Here is a 16,343-nt window from a genome sequence, read left to right as displayed (position 1 = left end):
ATGACCCACCTGATCCGGAAAGCCACCCCCGCGGACGCCGGCGCCCTGGCCGGGCTGGCCGCCGTCACCTTCCCGCTCGCCTGCCCGCCCGAGTCGCGGCCGGAGGACATTGCGGCGCACATTGCCAACACCCTGAGCGAGCGGAATTTCCGGGACTACCTCGCCGACCCGGACGTGACGGTCTTGGTCCTCGACGTCGACGGCGCCCTGCGCGGCTACAGCCTGCTGGTGGACCGGCCGACGCAGGATCCGGACGTGGCCTCCGCCCTGGGCCTCACCCCGGCCGCCGAACTCAGCAAGTGCTACGTGCACCCGGACCACCACGGCGTCGGCGCGGCCGCCGAGCTGATGCGGGCCAGCGTCGCCGCCGCGGCCGCCACCGGTGCCCGCGGGCTCTGGCTGGGGGTCAACAGCCAGAACGCACGGGCCATCCGGTTCTACGAAAAGTCCGGTTTCCGGCAGGTAGGCACCAAGTCCTTCCGCCTGGGCGACACTGTGGAACACGACTTCGTGCTGGAGCGTCCGCTCGCGGACTGAGCCGCCCCGCCGTCGTCGTCCGGGAATGCCCCGGGGGGCATCGCGGTTGTCGAGAGCATGAAGATTGAGATTTGGTCCGACGTCGCCTGCCCCTGGTGCTACATCGGCAAGCGTCGTTTCGAAACCGCCCTGGCCGCCTTCCCGCACCGCGATTCCGTGGAGGTGCAGTGGCGCAGCTTCCAGCTGGACCCGAGCCTGCCGGAGCACTATGACGGCACCGAGCTGGACTACCTGAGCACCCGGAAGGGCCTGGACCCGCAGCAGGTCGCCGGCATGTTCGACCACGTGGCCGCGCAGGCCGCCGGGGAAGGGCTGAACTACAAGTTTGGCGACGTGGTGGTGGCCAACAGCTTTGCGGCCCACCGTCTGATCCACCTCGCGGCGGCCCACGGCAAGCAGGATGTCGCCAAGGAACGGCTGCTCAGCGACCACTTCGAGCACGGCCAGGACATCGGGAACCGGTCCTACCTCACGTCGCTGGGCCTCGAGCTCGGGATCGACGCCGCCGAGGTCGACGAGCTCTTCACCACGGACAAGTACTCTGACGCGGTCCGCGACGACATCGCTGAGGGCCGGGCTCTGGGCGTCAGCGGCGTGCCGTTCTTCGTGATCGACCGGAAGTACGGAATTTCGGGCGCCCAGCCGGCCGAGACGTTCAGCGCGGCCCTTGACCAGGCCTGGCAGGAGAGCCAGCCGCTGGTGATGGTTGACGCCGCCGGCGCCGAAGGTGCGGCCTGCGGCCCGGACGGCTGCGCGATCTAAGCAACCGTCAGGCTAAGCGACCGTCAGGCGGGCCGTGCCAGATCCATGGCGCGGCCCGCCGGGTCCGGTGCGCACCGGATGACCTCCAGCGCCTCGATGTCCAGCAGCTTCCTCGCCCCGGTCCGGGAATCGAGGATCCAGAAAAGCTCCATCAGCGGCACGGTCTGGGTCACCCGCCCTCGGTGGAAGAGCCTGCCGTTGTGCCATGCCTCGACGTCGTCCCCCACCGACAGCTCCGCGCAAGTCGTCACGGCCGTCCCGTTGTCCTCCATAAAAATGCTCCTCCCCAGCGTCCGCCCCGCCGTCGGGGCTCCCATGGTCCCCAGCTTGCCCCGCCCACGTTTCGGCGGCGTTTCCGGCAAGTGATATTTCCGCGTCACGCGCAGAGGGCCGACGGCGGTGCGGAGGGCTGACGAGCCGCCCGCCGGAGCTTTACTGACAGATCGCGCTAAAGTGTCCGTATGCCCAGGATTACGGCCGCGAGCAACGCCGCCCAACGCGCCGAGACCCAGCGGCGGATCCTCACCGCCTTCGGCGAGCTCCTCTTCACGCACGGGCTCCCCGGGCTGACCATGACCGACGTCGCCCGGCACGCCCAGATCGGCCGCACCGCCGTCTACAACTACTACGCGGACATCGAAGAGCTCCTCATCGCCTACGCTCTGGACGAGACCGAACGTTTCCTGGTGGAGCTCCGCGAGGCACTGGCCGGCCTGGACAACCCTGTGGACCGCCTGGCTCTGTACGTGCGCGCGCAGGTGGCGGACCTCAGCCGCCGGCACCTGCCGCCGGGCCCGGCGATGGCCGCCGTCCTCTCCCCCGCATCCTTCGCGAAGCTGGCGGATCACGTGGGCGAACTCAGCGTCCTGCTGCAGGACATCCTCCGCGACGGCGTCGCCCAGCACTACCTTCCGGACGCGGACATCGGGCAGCTCGCCCAGCTCATCCACGGCACGCTCTCCTCCAGCGCCGCCCGCGGCGACGGCGCCGGGGCGGATCCCGAGGCGGAGGCCCGGATCGCGCGGACGGTGCGGTTCGTCCAGCTCGGCGCGGGAGCGCGGTTCGACGACGCCGGCCGTCCCGTGCGCCTCACGGCCTAACGGTTTTGCGGTCTAGAAGTTCAAAGGTTCCGCTAGGGGTTGGGGCTGGCCGGCACGACGGACGGGACCACCGGCGTCGCCGGGGCATCCGCCTCGCGACGGGTCTCCCGCGGGCAGCTGAGCTTGCCCGGGGTCTGGTCGACCAGTTCCGGCTTGGCCAGGTCCTTGAAGTCACCGGTCAGGATCACGTCCACGGTCGCGTCGGTGCGGCCGTCCTGGACGTAGTCGGAGCCGGGCAGATTCCGCTGGACACTGAAGGCCGAGGACTGGCCCGCCGCGCCCGACACCACCAGCGCCACCCCGTGGAAGCCGGACTCGGTGTTGCCCACCGTACCGACGGCGAACTTCCGTGCCACGAGCTCATCCGCCACGGTCTTCGCCAGCCCAGGCCGGTTGGTGGAGTTATAGACGTTGAGCCGGATCTTCTCGTGCGGAACGTAGTCGTAGGTGGCCTCCGGGCAGGCCGAGACCGCGGCGCGGCTCCGCTCCGCCGTCGGAATCTTGATCTGGCCGTTCTGGATGGCCATCGCCACCACCACGGCGGCAACCAGCAGCCCCACCAGCAACACCAGGACCACCCCGTGGAGGATCCGGCGCCGCATCCGGTCCGGGTTCTCGAGTTCGTCCTCTTCGACAAACGTGGCCCGCAGGTCCGAGCCCGTCACCACATGATGCCCATGCAGAACCGTCGGGTCCTGCGGCTTCCTAGCCATTGACCACCAGGACTCGGGCGTGGATGGCGGTGCGCTGGTGCAGCGCGGTGCGGACGGCCCGGTGCAGCCCGTCTTCGAGGTACAGCACCCCGCGGAACTCCACGACGTGCGGGAACAGGTCGCCAAAGAAAGTGGAATCCTCGGCCAGCAATGCTTCGAGGTCCAGGGTGCGCTTGGTGGTTACGAGTTCGTCAAGCCGGACCGGGCGCGGCGGCAGTGCCGCCCAGTCCTTGGGCGTGTGGAAACCATGGTCGGGGTAAGGGCGTCCCTCGCCCACAGCTTTGAAGATCACCATGCAAGCCTATGGAACAACCCGGGTCAGGGGAATCCACGGAGCCCCGGCGCCGGAGGTTGTGGCCAAACAGTGACCAACCACGGCCCCCTGCACCGGCTGAGAGAATGAAGGCATGAGAGATTCCGAGGCTTCCACCCCGCCGCTGGCCCTGCTGCTCGACGTCGACGGCCCCATCGCAAGCCCCGTCACCCGCACCGTGACCCCCGGCATCATCGCCGACCTGCTGGCCCTCGCCGCCGCCGGCATCCCCGTCATCTTCAACACCGGCCGCTCGGACGCCTTCATCCGCGAGCAGGTCATGGACCCGATGATCGCCGCCGGCATGCCCGCCGGCCTGACCGTCCACGCGATCTGCGAGAAGGGCGCCGTCTGGTTCAGCTACACGGCGGCTGGCCCCGGCACCGTCCACGTCGATGACGCCCTCGCCGTCCCGGCCGCGTTCGGCGACGACGTCCGGCGGCTCGTGGCGGAGGATTACGCGGCGCACATGTTCTTCGACGAAACCAAGCGCGCCATGGTCTCGGTGGAGCAGCACGTCGACGTCGCCAACGCCGACTACCGCGCCGAACAGGCCCTGTTCGACGCCGACGCCATGGACCTGATGCAGCGGCACGGCCTCGGCGTCGTCCGGCTGGACCGCCACGTCCCGGACAGCGACGACGCGATCGACTACCGCGTCGACCCCACCATCATCTCCACCGACATCGAGTCTGTCCGGCTCGGCAAAGACCTCGGCGCCAGCCGCGCCGTCGAACTGCTGGCCGCCCAGGGCATCACCCCGCAGGCGTGGCGGACCGTGGGCGATTCCCGGACCGACTACGCCATGGCCGACTGGCTCTTCCACAACGACCACCCGGTCAAGCACGTGGATGTCCGGCCGGCGGACGGCATCCCGGTCAAACCCTACGAGGTGCTCACCGCGGCGGACCTGGGGCTGGGCGCGGACGTCATTCACGACGACGCCGGCGCGGCCTTCCTGCGGCACTGGCGGGCCGCCCTGGCCGGCTGATACGGAGCCGGTGTGACGGCCCGTTTTGGCGGCCCGCGATATCATGCGAGTAGCAAAGCGGCCAGCACGAAGACCAGTCAGGAAAACGGAGAATCGACATCACCGACGCATTGATCCAGGACGAGATTTACTACGGCAGCCAGGCCACCGAGGACGACCACGCCCACGCCGAGGTCACGTCAGCGGCAGCCGTCGCCAGGTTCCGAACGCGCAGCGACATTGTCCGCAGGCACGGCCGCTACGCGCTGATCAATGAAAACCGCACCCCGTACCAGTCGATGGTCGAGGACCTGTTGTTCGTCCGTGAGGTGCTGGTCCGTGCCGACATCGATTACCTGCTGGTCCGGGGCAACAACCACCGCCCGGTGATCGCCGTGGACTGGAAGAACCGCCGGGAACTGCGCGCCGCTCTGGTGGAGGCCTGCCGGGACGAGCCGTTCTACTCCATGACCGTGGACGCCAAGAAGAAGTCCTCTGTCCTGGTGGCCGACGGCGAGCTCTCGCCGAACCGCCAGGCCCGGATCTTCCGGCTCTACCGGCCCTGCGTGGAACCCAACGGCGGCCTCGAATTCGGCGCCTCCGCGGGCGTGCAGCTGGAACTCTGGAGCTTCGAGGGCGACCAGCTGATCCTGCCGATCGAGAACTCCCTGACCCGCCGGACCCTGCTGGCCCAGGACGCGGTGCGCGGCACGGTCGAACGCTACGGCCACACCTGGCCCACGATCGAGAACATGTTCGCCGACCACGCCAGCGACATCAACTTCGACATCGACATCGTCTTCTCCTGGGTGGACGGCTCCTCCCCCGAATACATCGCCGCGCGCAAAGCCCGGATGGCCGGCGTCGTCGTCGGTGAGGGCGACGACCACGAGGCACGCTTCCGGCAGATCAACGAGCTGAAGTACGCGCTCCGGTCCGTGTACATGTTCGCCCCGTGGATCCGGCGGATCTTCATCGCCACGGACTCCCCCGCCCCGGAATGGCTGGCCGACCACCCCGCCGTGACGATCGTGCGCAGCGAGGAGTTCTTCGCCGACACGTCGGTGCTCCCCACGCACAACTCGCAGGCCGTGGAAAGCCAGCTCCACCACATCGAGGGCCTCTCCGAGCACTACCTGTACTCCAATGACGACATGTTCTTCGGCCGCACCGTGGGCCCGGACATGTTCTTCACCCCGGGCGGCATCACCAAGTTCATCGAGGCGGAGACCCGGATCGGCCTGGGCGACAACGACGCCGAGCGGAGCGGGTTCGAGAACGCGGCCCGGGTGAACCGGAAGCTGCTGTGGAACCGCTTCGGCCGGATCACCACGCGCCATCTGGAGCACACGGCCGCGCCGCTGCGCCGCAGCGTGACCGCTCAAATGGAGCAGGAGTTCCCGGACGAGTTCGCCCGCACGGCGGCCAGCCGGTTCCGTGCCGCGGACAACATCTCGGTGACGAACTCGTTCTACCACTACTACGCGCTGCTCACCGGCCGGGCCGTGACCCAGACGACGGCCAAGGTGCGGTACGTGGACACCACCGCCCGGGCGGGCCTGAACTACCTGCCCAAGCTGCTCTCCAAGCGGAACATGGACTTCTTCTGCCTCAACGACGGCAGCTTCCCGGAGGTCCCCGCCGAGGAGCGCGCCGAAATCGTGACGGACTTCCTGGAGAAGTACTTCCCGATCAAGGCCCCCTGGGAGAAGTAACCGGGACGTTCCCGGACCGGCTGACCTTGGGGGCGCAGGCCTAGTTCAGGAACGTCATGCTCCGGTCCCCGGAAGACGACGGGTTCTCCGGCCGGCCCTGGTCCGGGATGCGGATGCCGGCCGCGGCGATCCGCCGGGTGGCTTCCTCCGCCGTGACGAACTCGCCCACGGGCGGCAGCACCTCGCCCAGCTGGACCACCGAGTGCACGATGGTGTGCTCATAGACGTGGACCAGGTTGAACGCCTGGCCGCTGTCCCGGCCGCGGCTGCCGCCCACCGGGACGTTCAGGTCCTGGGTGTAGCAGGTCGCGGAGGCCACCGAGACGGGGATGCCGGCGAACGTGGCCGACGTCGAGTAGTGCAGGTGCCCGGCCAGGATGGTGCGCACGTCCGAGCCCCGGAGCACCGCCCCGAGGGCAGCCTGGCCCCGCAGTTCCACCAGCACCGCCAGGTCCAGCACGGACGGGACTGGCGGGTGGTGCAGCGCCAGGATGGTGCCGTCCGGCGCCGGCGTGGCCAGCTCCGCGGTGAGCCAGTCGAGCTGTTCCGGGCTGAGTTCGCCGTGGTGGAAGCCGGGCACCGAGGTGTCCATGGTGATGATCCGCAGGCCGTTTAGAAAGTAGCTGCGGTCCACGGGTCCGTCGTGGGCGGGTTCGTCGAGCAGGCCGGTGCGGAAGTTTGCCCGGTCGTCGTGGTTGCCCATGGCCCAGATGATCTTCGCGCCCATGGCCTCGCAGGCGGGTTCGACGATCCGGCGCAGCTTGGCGTAGGCGTCGGCCTCCCCGCGGTCGGCCAGGTCACCGGTGAAAATCACCGCCTCGGGGCGCGCGCCGGAGGCTTGGACTTCCTCGAAAAGCTGGCGCAGGTGGGCCTCGCTGTCGACGACGCCGTGCAGCGGGTCGGAACCGCCCAGCAGGTGCGCGTCACTGGCGTGGAGTAGGAAATGGCGTGGCCGTGGGTGCTCGGCCTCGATGAGCTCCATTGCAACCTTCCTGGTTGGGTGGAGGCGGTCCCCCCAGCGATCCCTCTCAGTACCTTCTATCCAACCAGATTTCCGGCTGGACGTGGGCAAACTCAGGTAGGCAGCTTTGAAAACGGGCACGGCTACGCGTGCGGATTAAGTAATCCGGCGGCCTCCTACCTGCGCACCCTGGCGCAGGAAGGAGGCCGCCGGACCGTAGATCACCCGGTGGGACGGGCCCTAGCTGAGGTAGCCGTTCGGGTTCAGCACGTACTTGGTGGCGGCGCCGGCGTCGAACTCGGCGTAGCCCTTCGGTGCGTCCTCCAGGGCGATCGCCTTGGCGTTGACGTTCTTGGCGATGTGGACCCTGTCATGCAGGATCGCCATCATCAGGCCGCGGTTGTACTTCATCACCGGGCACTGGCCGGTGGTGAAGCTCAGCGACTTGGCCCAGCCGGTACCGAGGCTGAGCGAGAGCGCACCCTTCTTGGCCGCCTCGTCGATGCCGCCGGGGTCGCCGGTGACGTAGAGCCCGGGGATGCCGAGCGCGCCGCCGGCGGCCGTGATGTCCATCAGGGAGTTCAGCACCGTGGCCGGCGCTTCCTTGGCGTCGTGTCCGTGGCCCTTGGCCTCGAAGCCGACCGCGTCCACGCCGCAGTCCACCTCGGGGACACCCAGGATCTGCTCGATCTGCTCGGCCGGTCCGCCCTTGGACAGGTCGACCGTCTCGCAGCCGAAGCTCCGGGCCTGCTTGAGCCGGTCCTCGTTCATGTCGCCGACGATGACGACGGCGGCGCCGAGCAGCTGCGCGCTGGTGGCGGCCGCGAGGCCCACCGGCCCGGCGCCTGCGACGTACACGGTGGATCCGACGCCGACGCCCGCGGTCACGGCGCCGTGGAAGCCGGTGGGGAAGATGTCCGAGAGCATGGTCAGGTCCATGATCTTCTCGAGGGCCTGGTCCCGGTCCGGGAACTTCAGCAGGTTCCAGTCCGCGTACGGGACGAGGACGTAGTTTGCCTGGCCGCCCACCCAGCCGCCCATGTCCACGTAGCCGTAGGCGCTTCCGGGCCGGTCGGGGTTGACGTTCAGGCAGATGCCGGTCTTGCGTTCCTTGCAGTTGCGGCAGCGTCCACAGGCGATGTTGAAGGGCACCGAACAGATGTCGCCGACCTTGATGAACTCGACGTCGGGCCCGACCTCGACGACCTCGCCAGTGATCTCGTGGCCCAGCACCAGGTCGGCGGGGGCAGTAGTGCGGCCGCGGACCATGTGCTGGTCCGATCCGCAGATGTTCGTCGCGACGGTCTTGAGGATGACGCCGTGGCGCACCTGCCGGCCGACGTTGGCCGGGTTGACGCCTGGTCCGTCTTTGAGTTCGAAAGTGGGGTAGTCAATGTCGATGAGTTCGACTTTTCCTGGCCCCTTGTAGGCAACGGCTTTGTTTCCTGTCATCACTTTCCTCCTGGTTTCACGGACCCCAATGCTGAGTGCCCAGTTGTGATTCACGAAGCGTTCTGATGCACCCTCCTGGCCAGCGTCGATAACGCTGCCGGCGGGCGCCGCAAGAAAGCCGCGAACCGGCCCGAACGTCGGAGGGTCCGGCCAGTCTAGGACGGGATGACGCGTAGGGATAGGCCCCTCGGGCCCTTGCGGGCCGAGGGTCCCGACCGGTGCCTCAGGCGAGCGCGGCCTGCACCGCCTCGATCACCTCGGGGGCATCCGGTTCCACGGTGGGGGCGAACCGGGCGACGATCTCGCCGTCGCGGTTGATCAGGAATTTCTCGAAGTTCCACTTCACCAGGCCCGGCAGCAGGCCTTTCTTGAACTTGGTGAGGCGGGCGTAAAGCGGGTGCTGGTTCTTGCCCCGCACGTCGGCCTTGGCGGTCAGCGGGAAGGTGACGCCGAAGTTCCGATCGCAGAACTCGGCGATGTCCGCGTCACTGCCCGGTTCCTGGCCAGCGAACTGGTTGCAGGGCACGCCCAGCACGGTAAACCCCTCGTCCTCGAACTTGTTGTGCAGGGCCTGCAGGCCGGCGTACTGGGGCGTGAAGCCGCACTGCGAGGCAACGTTCACCACCAGCACCACCTGCCCACGGTAGCGGCCGAAGTCCGTTTCGGTGCCGTCGTTGAGGGTGAGCGGAACGGAGAAAAGGTCGGTCATGGCGGGGTCCTCCCGGGCGTCGAGTCGGCGTGCCGGAAGCATAGCCCGGCGTGGTCACAACCGTAATTCGACGCCGACGGGCGGCGGTATGGGTGGCCGGCCGCCGGAGGGCCAAGGGGCCGGGAGTCAGGCGGTCAGGGGGCGACTGTGCCGGTGGGGGCCGGAGTGCCGCTCGGCGCGGGATCCGCGGTGACGGGCGGGGCAGCGAGTTCCGGGGCCGGCGAGGTCACCGCCGGCGGCGTGACCACCGGCGGCGGCGCAGGGGCCGGCGGGGGCACCTCGACGACGGGCGGTGGCGGCGGAGGCGGCTCGACCACCGGCGGCGGCGGAGGGGGGACCTCCACGACCGGCGGCGGGGTCACCACGGGCGGCGGGGCCTCCGTCACCGGCGGCGGGGCCGGGGTGGTCACCGGCGGCGGGGCCGGGGTGGTCGCCGGGGGCGCAGGCGGCGTGGTCACCGGCGGCGGCGTGGACGGCGGCTCCGAGCCGAGCGGAGGGGTGGTGGCCGGGGGCGTTGTCCCCGGCGGCGTGGTGCTTGCAGGCGGCGTACTCGTAGTCGGGGACCCGGTCGTGGTGCCGGTCGCCGGCGGAGCCCCGGTGACCGGCTCGGAGGTCACCGGCGCCGAGGTGCCGGGCGCCTGCCCGGTGGCGGACGATGGCGGCCGGCTGGGTGAGAGGGCATCCGCCGTCGGTGAGGGCGAGGGCGAGTAGGAGGCGGTGTAGCCGGGCAGCTGCGGCAGCAGGGCGGCGGGGATCTCCTGGGCGCCGTTGGCCACCTCGTGCCGGCCGTCGTCGGACACCGGGATGGCCCAGCCCAGCGAGGCGTTGGAGGGCAACCCGGCGTCGGGTGCGTAGCTGGTCATCTCCAGCGGACCCAGCGGGTCCGTCTGGATGATGGGCAGGAGCGTCCAGTCCCGCGGGTCCTTGTGCACGCCGTTGAGGATGGTCTCGAAATGCAGGTGGCAGCCGGTCGAGGACCCGGTGGTGCCCACCTTGGCGATCACCTCACCCACGCGGACCGAGTCGCCCTTCTTCACGGCGATCCCCTCCAGGTGGTTGTAGGTGGTGATCAGGCCGTTGCCGTGGTCGATCTCCACCCGGTTTCCGCCGCCCCAGGGGTGCCAGCCCACGGCGCGCACCACCCCGGCGTCTGCGGCGTACACCCGCGTCCCGCAGGCCGCCGCGAAATCCTGGCCCCAGTGGAACTCCCCCGCCACCCCGGAGAGCGGGCTGGTCCGCAAGCCGAACGGCGACGACGGGTTCAGGACCTCGAGGGGTGCCATCAGGAAGCCCTCCGCGGGCCGCTTCAACCCGGAAGACGCGACGTTGAGCTCCCCCGGCGTGCCGTCCTTGGTACCGGTGAGCACGGCGGAGCGCGAGTACGCCACCAGCGCCCGGGGATCCGTGGTGAAGCCCGCGGCTGGGTCGCCAGCAGCCGTGACCGCCCCGGCGGCCGCTGCCTGCGCCGCGCCCGTCGTGGCCGCCGTCGTTCCCGCCGCGGCGGTGAACGCTGCCCCGGGCCGCAACGTGGGGCTGACCGCCACATCCCTGTCCGGCACGCCGACCGAGACCACGGCGGTTCCCGCGCCGGTGACTCCATGGACCCCGAACGTCAGCACGGCCAGCGAGAGGCAAAACCCTCCCGACAGGCAGCGCACCGCCACGATGCGTTTTCTTGTTTTTGGTTCGCTGGTCGTGTTTCCCCAGTGCTTTCCCACGATGTAAACCCCACATCCTCAGCCGCCGATAACGCGGGCTGACCTTTTTCATGGGACCACAATCGGCAGGGGGTGTGAACCGTCCGAACTACCCTTTCTGAAACTCGGGTAGCACCTCAGTAGTCGCGGGCCGGACACCAAGTACCGCAGGGCGGGATCCGGGCGCAGAATGGACCATGCGCACTATGCTGCAGAATTTCCAGGCCGAACTCCGGCATACCTTCACCGGGTCACGAGACGTGGCGCCGCCCTGGGTGGCCCGTCTCGAGGAGGGCGACGACGCCGGCTACCACCTGCCAGGCTCGGCGGTCTGGACGGTGCACGGCGGCATGCCAGCAATCGTGGCCGGGATCCGGGCACTGCTGATGCAGTCACTCCACCCCGGCGCCCTGACCGGCGTCCACGAGCATTCACACTTCCGCGAGGACCCGCTGGGGCGCCTGGCCCGCACCATCCGCTGGATCTTCACCGTCACCTACGGGTCAACGACGGCGGCGAAAGAGGCCACGGCCTGGGTGCAGCGCCTGCACGAACCGGTCCGCGGCGACTACCGGGACGCCGCCGGAGAGTTGAAGTCCTACGCGGCCAGCGACCCGGAACTGCTGCGCTGGATCCACATCGCCTTCACCGATGCCTTCCTCACGGCGCACACCATGTTCGGGTCCGCGATTCCCGGCGGCCCGGACGCCTACGTCCGCGAATGGGCTCAGGCCGGGGAACTGATGGGGGTTGAGTCGCCCCCGGTCAGTGCCGGGCAGATGCGCCGTGAGCTCCGCGACTGGTACGACGGCGGGACGCTCGCCACCGGGCCGATGGTTGCCGAAACCGTGCATTTCATCCGCCACCCTCCCCTGCACCCAATCCTCCGGCCGGGCTACCGCGTGCTGTTCGCCGCCGGGGTGGCCAGCCTGGAACCGGAGTACCGCGAGCTGCTCGGACTTCGGCCCGCCCGGCTGGGGCCCCTGCCGCTGCCGGTGAAGCTGATCACCCGCGCCACCCTCGGCGTCGTCCATCTGGCCCTCGGCCGGACGGGTCCGAGCGAACTGGCCGCCCGCTCACGGCTCCGCCGCCTCGGATTCCGGGCCTGACGGGTCCGGAGCCAGGACGCAAAAAGGCCCCGGTCCATAGGACCGGGGCCAACCGCGGAGAATGGGGGATTTGAACCCCCGAGGGCGTTAACCCAACACGCGTTCCAGGCGTGCGCCATAGGCCGCTAGGCGAATTCTCCAGTTGCTTCTGAATCAAAAGCAGATACTAGACTACCCGAACTTCCGCCCGTCGACCAATCGGGGTGCCGATGGGCGTGAATGGCCCCTGCCTGGGAGCGAATTCGGGGCAGGCCGGGATCTCGGGTAAAGTAGTCGACGGCCCCTCATGTGGCGTCATCCTGTTGAACTCCCCCAGGACCGGAAGGTAGCAAGGGTAAACGGGCTCTGGCGGGTGCATGAGGGGTCTTTTATGTCTGTGCCGATTGGTAGGGTTTAAGCGTGACCGTAACTACCGCCCTGTACCGCCGCTACCGGCCTGATTCGTTCGCGGATGTCATCGGGCAGGAGCACGTCACCGACCCCCTGATGACGGCGTTGCGCAAGAACCGCGTCAACCACGCATACCTCTTCTCGGGCCCGCGCGGCTGCGGCAAAACCACCTCCGCCCGCATCCTGGCCCGCTGCCTGAACTGCGCCGAAGGCCCCACCGACACCCCCTGCGGCGTGTGCCCCAGCTGCGTGGAACTGGCCCGCGGCGGCGCGGGTTCCCTGGACGTCATCGAGATCGACGCGGCGAGCCACGGCGGCGTGGACGACGCCCGCGACCTGCGTGAACGGGCCACCTACGCGCCGGTCCGGGACCGCTACAAAATCTTCATCATCGACGAGGCCCACATGGTCACCTCGGCAGGGTTCAATGCGCTGCTGAAGATCGTCGAGGAGCCGCCGGAACACATCAAGTTCATCTTCGCCACCACCGAGCCGGACAAGGTGATCGGCACCATCCGGTCCCGCACCCACCACTACCCGTTCCGCTTGGTTCCACCGGAGCCCCTGATGGCGTACCTGGAGCAGCTCTGCCAGCAGGAGAACGTCCCGGTGGCGCCGGGCGTCCTTTCGCTCGTGATCCGCGCCGGCGGCGGCTCGGTGCGTGACTCGCTCTCGGTCCTCGACCAGCTGATGGCCGGTGCCGGGCCCAATGGCCTGGACTACGAGCTGGCCGTGGCCCTGCTGGGGTACACGCACGCCTCGCTGCTGGACGACGTCGTCGAGGCCGTGGCCGCCGCAGACGCGGCCACGGTGTTCCGCGCCGTGGACCGCGTGATCCAGACCGGCCACGACCCCCGCCGCTTCGTCGAGGACCTGCTGGAGCGCTTCCGCGACCTCATCATCGTCCAGGCGATGCCGGAGAGCGCCCAGTCCATCCTTCGGGGCATGCCGGCGGACCAGATCGCCCGGATGCAGAGCCAGGCGCACAACCTCGGCGCGGCCGAGCTCTCCCGCGCGGCGGACGTGACCAACACGGCGCTCACCGAGATGACCGGCGCCACCTCCCCGCGGCTGCACCTTGAACTGCTGTGCGCCCGCATCCTGCTGCCCAGCGCGGAGCAGACCGAACGTGGCATCGCCGCCCGGATCGACCGCGTGGAGCGGCGCCTCAACTACGCCGGATCCGACGGCGGCGTCCCGGCAGCAGTGCCCGCCGCCGCGGCACCCCCGGCTGCTGCCGCTCCCGCAGTGGCGCCCGCGGCCCAGGCACCTGCTGAAAGTCAGGCCCCCGCAGTTCGGGCACCGGAACCGGCAGCCCCGACCCAGGCTGTGCCTCCCGCCGCCGCCCAGTCGGCCGCTCCCGTGCCTGCTTCGGCAGTATCGGCCGAGCCGCCGCGCCAGTCCCCGGCCCCGAGCCAGGCAGCCGCTGCGGATTCCGCCCACGACGGCGCCGACAACGCCGCGGCTCCGGCGCAGGCTCCTGCACCGGCGTCGGCTCCCGCGCCAACACCTGCAGCTACCCCGGCTCCCGCGCGCGCCGGGACGGCCGCGCCGGGGGCCACCCGGCCCGCCGAGGCCGCCCCGGCTGCCGCTCCCGCCGCTTCCGGACCCGGCTCCGGTTCGGGCCCCGATGTGGAGGTGCTGCGCCGCGCCTGGCCGGAAATCCTGCAGACCCTGACCAAGATCAAGCGGAGCACCTGGGCCCTGGTGGAACCGAACGCCCAGGTGGGCCATGTCGAGGGCCACGTCCTGACGCTGCTCTTCAGCACCGCCGGGCTGGCTGGGGCCTTCGGCCGCGGAGACCACGCCGAAAACCTCCGCCAGGCGATCCACAAGACGATTGGCATCGACTGCCAGATCACCGCGGTCGCCGGCGGGTCCAAGAGCCCAGCGAGCTCTGAGCCAAACCCAAAAGCGCCTACTGAGCCCGAGGCTGCTGCCCCCAGCTCGGCCGATGTAGCGTGGGGCCTCGCCCCCGCGGCCGCCCCGGCCACCGCGCCCGCGACGGCCTCCGCAACCCCACGCGATGCTGCCCCGGTGCCCGCCGCCGCAGCGCCTGTGACGGCAGAAGCCGCCGTTGCTGCGCCGGCTCCGTCCGCTCCAGCGCAGTCTGCGCACTCTCAGTCCGCACCGGTCCAGTCCGCTCCCTCTCAGTCCGCTCCGGCTGCACCCGCGGCGAACCGCAGCGCCGCTTCGCCGGAGGCATCCGCCGCGGCACCTTCAGCCGCATCGACTCCCGCGACACCCGCCGCCCCCGTGCCGGCGTCCGCTTCCGCCCCGGCGCCCACGGACCAGGGCTGGGGCGGCTCGTACGCGGACCCGGATGACGACTGGGGCCCGCCCCGCGACGAGGACGCTCCCCCGCTGTATGAAGAGCCGCCGATGGACTGGACTCCGTCGCCGTCAGGCTCTGTCCAGACCACCCCGACGCCCGTGCGCGCCGGCAACCCGGCACCCGGCCGGGCGCCGGCCGCCGAGCGCACCCCCGTTGCAGCCCCCACCCCGACCGCGGACGCTGGTGCAGCTACGGGAACGGCCAAGCCCGATCCGGCCCAGGATCCCTGGGCCCGCGCCGTCGAACAGTCCCCGGGCGTCTGGACCGTCGGCACCGAGCTGAACGTGGGACGGGACGTCGTGGCAGGGCCCGCAGCATCCGCGGAACCCGAACCCCACGTCACCGAGCCGGAGCCGCGCCGCTACGAACCCGCGACGGCGCAGCCCCCTGCGCGGCAAAGCACCCCTGCGCCGGCGGCCCCAGCCCCCGGGAGCCTCCCGCACGCCGCGCCTCAGGAAGCCGCGGCGACCGGCGGCTCGGCCGTCCTCACGGCGGCACCCCCGGTAACGGCCCCTGCGCCCGTCGGTGCGCCTGCCGGCGGACGGCAGAGCCTGTACCAGCGCCTGTCGAACAGCCCGGAGGCGGAGGCCGGACGCGCCAAGGCGCCCGCCCGGGCCGTCGCGGCCGCCGCCACCTATGAGCAGGACATCCCCAGCGCCGACGATGAAACCATCGAGGAATCGGGGGTCTTCGGCCGCGCCGCCGTCGAACGCATCCTGGGCGGCAAGCTGCTTGAGGAGCGCTCCCTCGACGGCAGCCCACTCGCCCCGCGCTTCTAACCCTCCCGGCGCCCCTGAGCGGCGCCACCCCCAACGAACGAGGAAATTGTGTACGAAGGTGCAGTCCAGGAGCTGATCGATGAGCTCGGCAGGCTACCCGGCGTCGGGCCGAAATCCGCCCAGCGCCTGGCCTTCCACATCCTCGAGGCCGACCCGCAGGACATGAAGCGGCTGGTCGAGGCGATCACCACGGTGAAGGAACGCGTGAAGTTCTGCACGGTCTGCGGCAACGTCACCGAACAGGAGCTGTGCAACATCTGCCGTGACCCGAGGCGTGATCCGTCGGTCATCTGCGTCGTGGAAGAGTCCAAGGATGTCCTCGCCGTCGAACGCACCCGTTCCTTCCGGGGCCGGTACCACGTGCTGGGCGGCGCCATCAATCCGATCGCCGGGGTAGGCCCGGAACAGTTGCGGATCCGAGAGCTGCTGACGCGGCTCAACGACGGCGCGATCCAGGAGATCATCATCGCCACGGACCCCAACCTGGAGGGCGAGGCGACGGCCACCTATCTGGCGCGGATGCTGAAATCCATCGGTATCACTGTCACCCGTCTGGCCTCCGGCCTGCCCGTGGGCGGCGACCTCGAATACGCCGACGAGGTCACCCTGGGCCGCGCCTTCGAGGGCCGCCGCAACGCCCTCAGCTAGCCCGAAGCAGGACCGGAAAGGGAGGCGCCCGGCTCAGTGAACGCGCGGCCCGGGATCGTCCTGTCCGATGGGCGGGCGGATCACTGCCAACAGGTCCAGCGACTCCGGACTCGCCGCGAGCTCCACCCTCCCCTTATCGGTGGCCAGGGTGAC

15 protein-coding genes, 1 tRNA gene and 1 other RNA gene are annotated in these 16,343 nt (G+C 69.9%); 9 read left to right on the top strand and 8 right to left on the bottom strand.

What is annotated here, in order from left to right; genetic code table 11:
* Entirely contained in the window at positions 1 to 537 is a 537-nt protein-coding gene (locus ACFVY3_RS10900; RefSeq protein ID WP_400159715.1) for a GNAT family N-acetyltransferase, read from the top strand.
* A 57-nt stretch (positions 538 to 594) separates the two neighbouring features.
* Positions 595 to 1,299, top strand: coding sequence for a DsbA family oxidoreductase (locus ACFVY3_RS10895; protein WP_400159714.1), 705 nt, complete (start codon positions 595 to 597; stop codon positions 1,297 to 1,299).
* Positions 1,300 to 1,322: 23 nt separating this feature from the next.
* Here ACFVY3_RS10895 and ACFVY3_RS10890 read toward each other — a convergent pair whose 3' ends face one another.
* Positions 1,323 to 1,550: a hypothetical protein gene (locus ACFVY3_RS10890; RefSeq protein ID WP_400159713.1), complete on the bottom strand. Its 228-nt coding sequence runs from the start codon at positions 1,548 to 1,550 to the stop codon at positions 1,323 to 1,325.
* Positions 1,551 to 1,760: 210 nt separating this feature from the next.
* Here ACFVY3_RS10890 and ACFVY3_RS10885 point away from each other — a divergent pair, with 210 nt between their 5' ends.
* Positions 1,761 to 2,399, top strand: a complete 639-nt coding sequence (locus tag ACFVY3_RS10885; protein WP_400159712.1) for a TetR/AcrR family transcriptional regulator — start codon at positions 1,761 to 1,763, stop codon at positions 2,397 to 2,399.
* A gap of 32 nt (positions 2,400 to 2,431) precedes the next feature.
* Here the strand turns inward: ACFVY3_RS10885 and ACFVY3_RS10880 are convergent, their stop codons facing one another.
* Complete coding sequence (locus ACFVY3_RS10880; protein WP_400159711.1) at positions 2,432 to 3,112, bottom strand: LytR C-terminal domain-containing protein; 681 nt, start codon at positions 3,110 to 3,112, stop codon at positions 2,432 to 2,434.
* Positions 3,105 to 3,404 carry a type II toxin-antitoxin system VapB family antitoxin gene (locus ACFVY3_RS10875; RefSeq protein WP_290257291.1) on the bottom strand — a complete coding sequence of 100 codons (300 nt, stop codon included), beginning with the start codon at positions 3,402 to 3,404 and terminating at the stop codon, positions 3,105 to 3,107. The genes ACFVY3_RS10880 and ACFVY3_RS10875 overlap by 8 nt, the downstream gene beginning before the upstream one ends.
* 115 nt (positions 3,405 to 3,519) lie before the next feature.
* On the opposite strand from ACFVY3_RS10875, the gene ACFVY3_RS10870 reads away from it, so the two are divergent.
* Both ACFVY3_RS10870 and ACFVY3_RS10865 read left to right on the top strand, forming a co-directional pair.
* Entirely contained in the window at positions 3,520 to 4,416 is an 897-nt protein-coding gene (locus ACFVY3_RS10870; RefSeq protein WP_400159710.1) for a hypothetical protein, read from the top strand.
* Between the two features lie 278 nt (positions 4,417 to 4,694).
* A complete protein-coding gene (locus ACFVY3_RS10865; protein WP_400159828.1) occupies positions 4,695 to 6,110 on the top strand; it encodes a stealth family protein in 1,416 nt (471 codons plus the stop codon).
* A gap of 40 nt (positions 6,111 to 6,150) precedes the next feature.
* Here the strand turns inward: ACFVY3_RS10865 and ACFVY3_RS10860 are convergent, their stop codons facing one another.
* The 4 genes from ACFVY3_RS10860 to ACFVY3_RS10845 form a co-directional block, all read right to left on the bottom strand.
* Positions 6,151 to 7,092, bottom strand: a complete 942-nt coding sequence (locus ACFVY3_RS10860; protein ID WP_400159709.1) for a phosphodiesterase — start codon at positions 7,090 to 7,092, stop codon at positions 6,151 to 6,153.
* 219 nt (positions 7,093 to 7,311) lie between these two features.
* A complete protein-coding gene (gene fdhA, locus ACFVY3_RS10855) occupies positions 7,312 to 8,523 on the bottom strand; it encodes a formaldehyde dehydrogenase, glutathione-independent (RefSeq protein WP_290256727.1) in 1,212 nt (403 codons plus the stop codon).
* 223 nt (positions 8,524 to 8,746) lie between these two features.
* Positions 8,747 to 9,232, bottom strand: coding sequence for a glutathione peroxidase (locus ACFVY3_RS10850; protein WP_290256728.1), 486 nt, complete (start codon positions 9,230 to 9,232; stop codon positions 8,747 to 8,749).
* Between the two features lie 134 nt (positions 9,233 to 9,366).
* Entirely contained in the window at positions 9,367 to 10,896 is a 1,530-nt protein-coding gene (locus ACFVY3_RS10845; RefSeq protein ID WP_400159708.1) for a M23 family metallopeptidase, read from the bottom strand.
* 230 nt (positions 10,897 to 11,126) lie between these two features.
* Between ACFVY3_RS10845 and ACFVY3_RS10840 the strand changes: the two genes are divergently transcribed.
* Positions 11,127 to 12,038, top strand: coding sequence for an oxygenase MpaB family protein (locus ACFVY3_RS10840; protein ID WP_400159707.1), 912 nt, complete (start codon positions 11,127 to 11,129; stop codon positions 12,036 to 12,038).
* Positions 12,039 to 12,093: 55 nt separating this feature from the next.
* On the opposite strand, the gene ACFVY3_RS10835 is transcribed toward ACFVY3_RS10840, so the two are convergent.
* A tRNA-Ser gene (locus tag ACFVY3_RS10835) sits at positions 12,094 to 12,178 on the bottom strand.
* A gap of 135 nt (positions 12,179 to 12,313) precedes the next feature.
* On the opposite strand from ACFVY3_RS10835, the gene ffs reads away from it, so the two are divergent.
* The 3 genes from ffs (at position 12,314) to recR (ending at position 16,190) form a co-directional block, all read left to right on the top strand.
* Positions 12,314 to 12,410: signal recognition particle sRNA small type (gene ffs / locus ACFVY3_RS10830), an RNA gene on the top strand.
* A gap of 27 nt (positions 12,411 to 12,437) precedes the next feature.
* Positions 12,438 to 15,542 (top strand): DNA polymerase III subunit gamma and tau, encoded by a 3,105-nt coding sequence (locus tag ACFVY3_RS10825; protein ID WP_400159706.1) that lies wholly within the window; start codon positions 12,438 to 12,440, stop codon positions 15,540 to 15,542.
* Between the two features lie 48 nt (positions 15,543 to 15,590).
* Positions 15,591 to 16,190: a recombination mediator RecR gene (gene recR, locus ACFVY3_RS10820; protein WP_028272227.1), complete on the top strand. Its 600-nt coding sequence runs from the start codon at positions 15,591 to 15,593 to the stop codon at positions 16,188 to 16,190.
* Positions 16,191 to 16,343 lie beyond the last annotated feature (153 nt).

Origin of the sequence: Arthrobacter sp. BPSS-3 (assembly GCF_044628475.1) — a bacterium.
In the GTDB taxonomy this organism is placed as follows: Bacteria; Actinomycetota; Actinomycetes; order Actinomycetales; family Micrococcaceae; genus Arthrobacter.
This window is presented reverse-complemented; position numbering and strand designations above follow the sequence as displayed.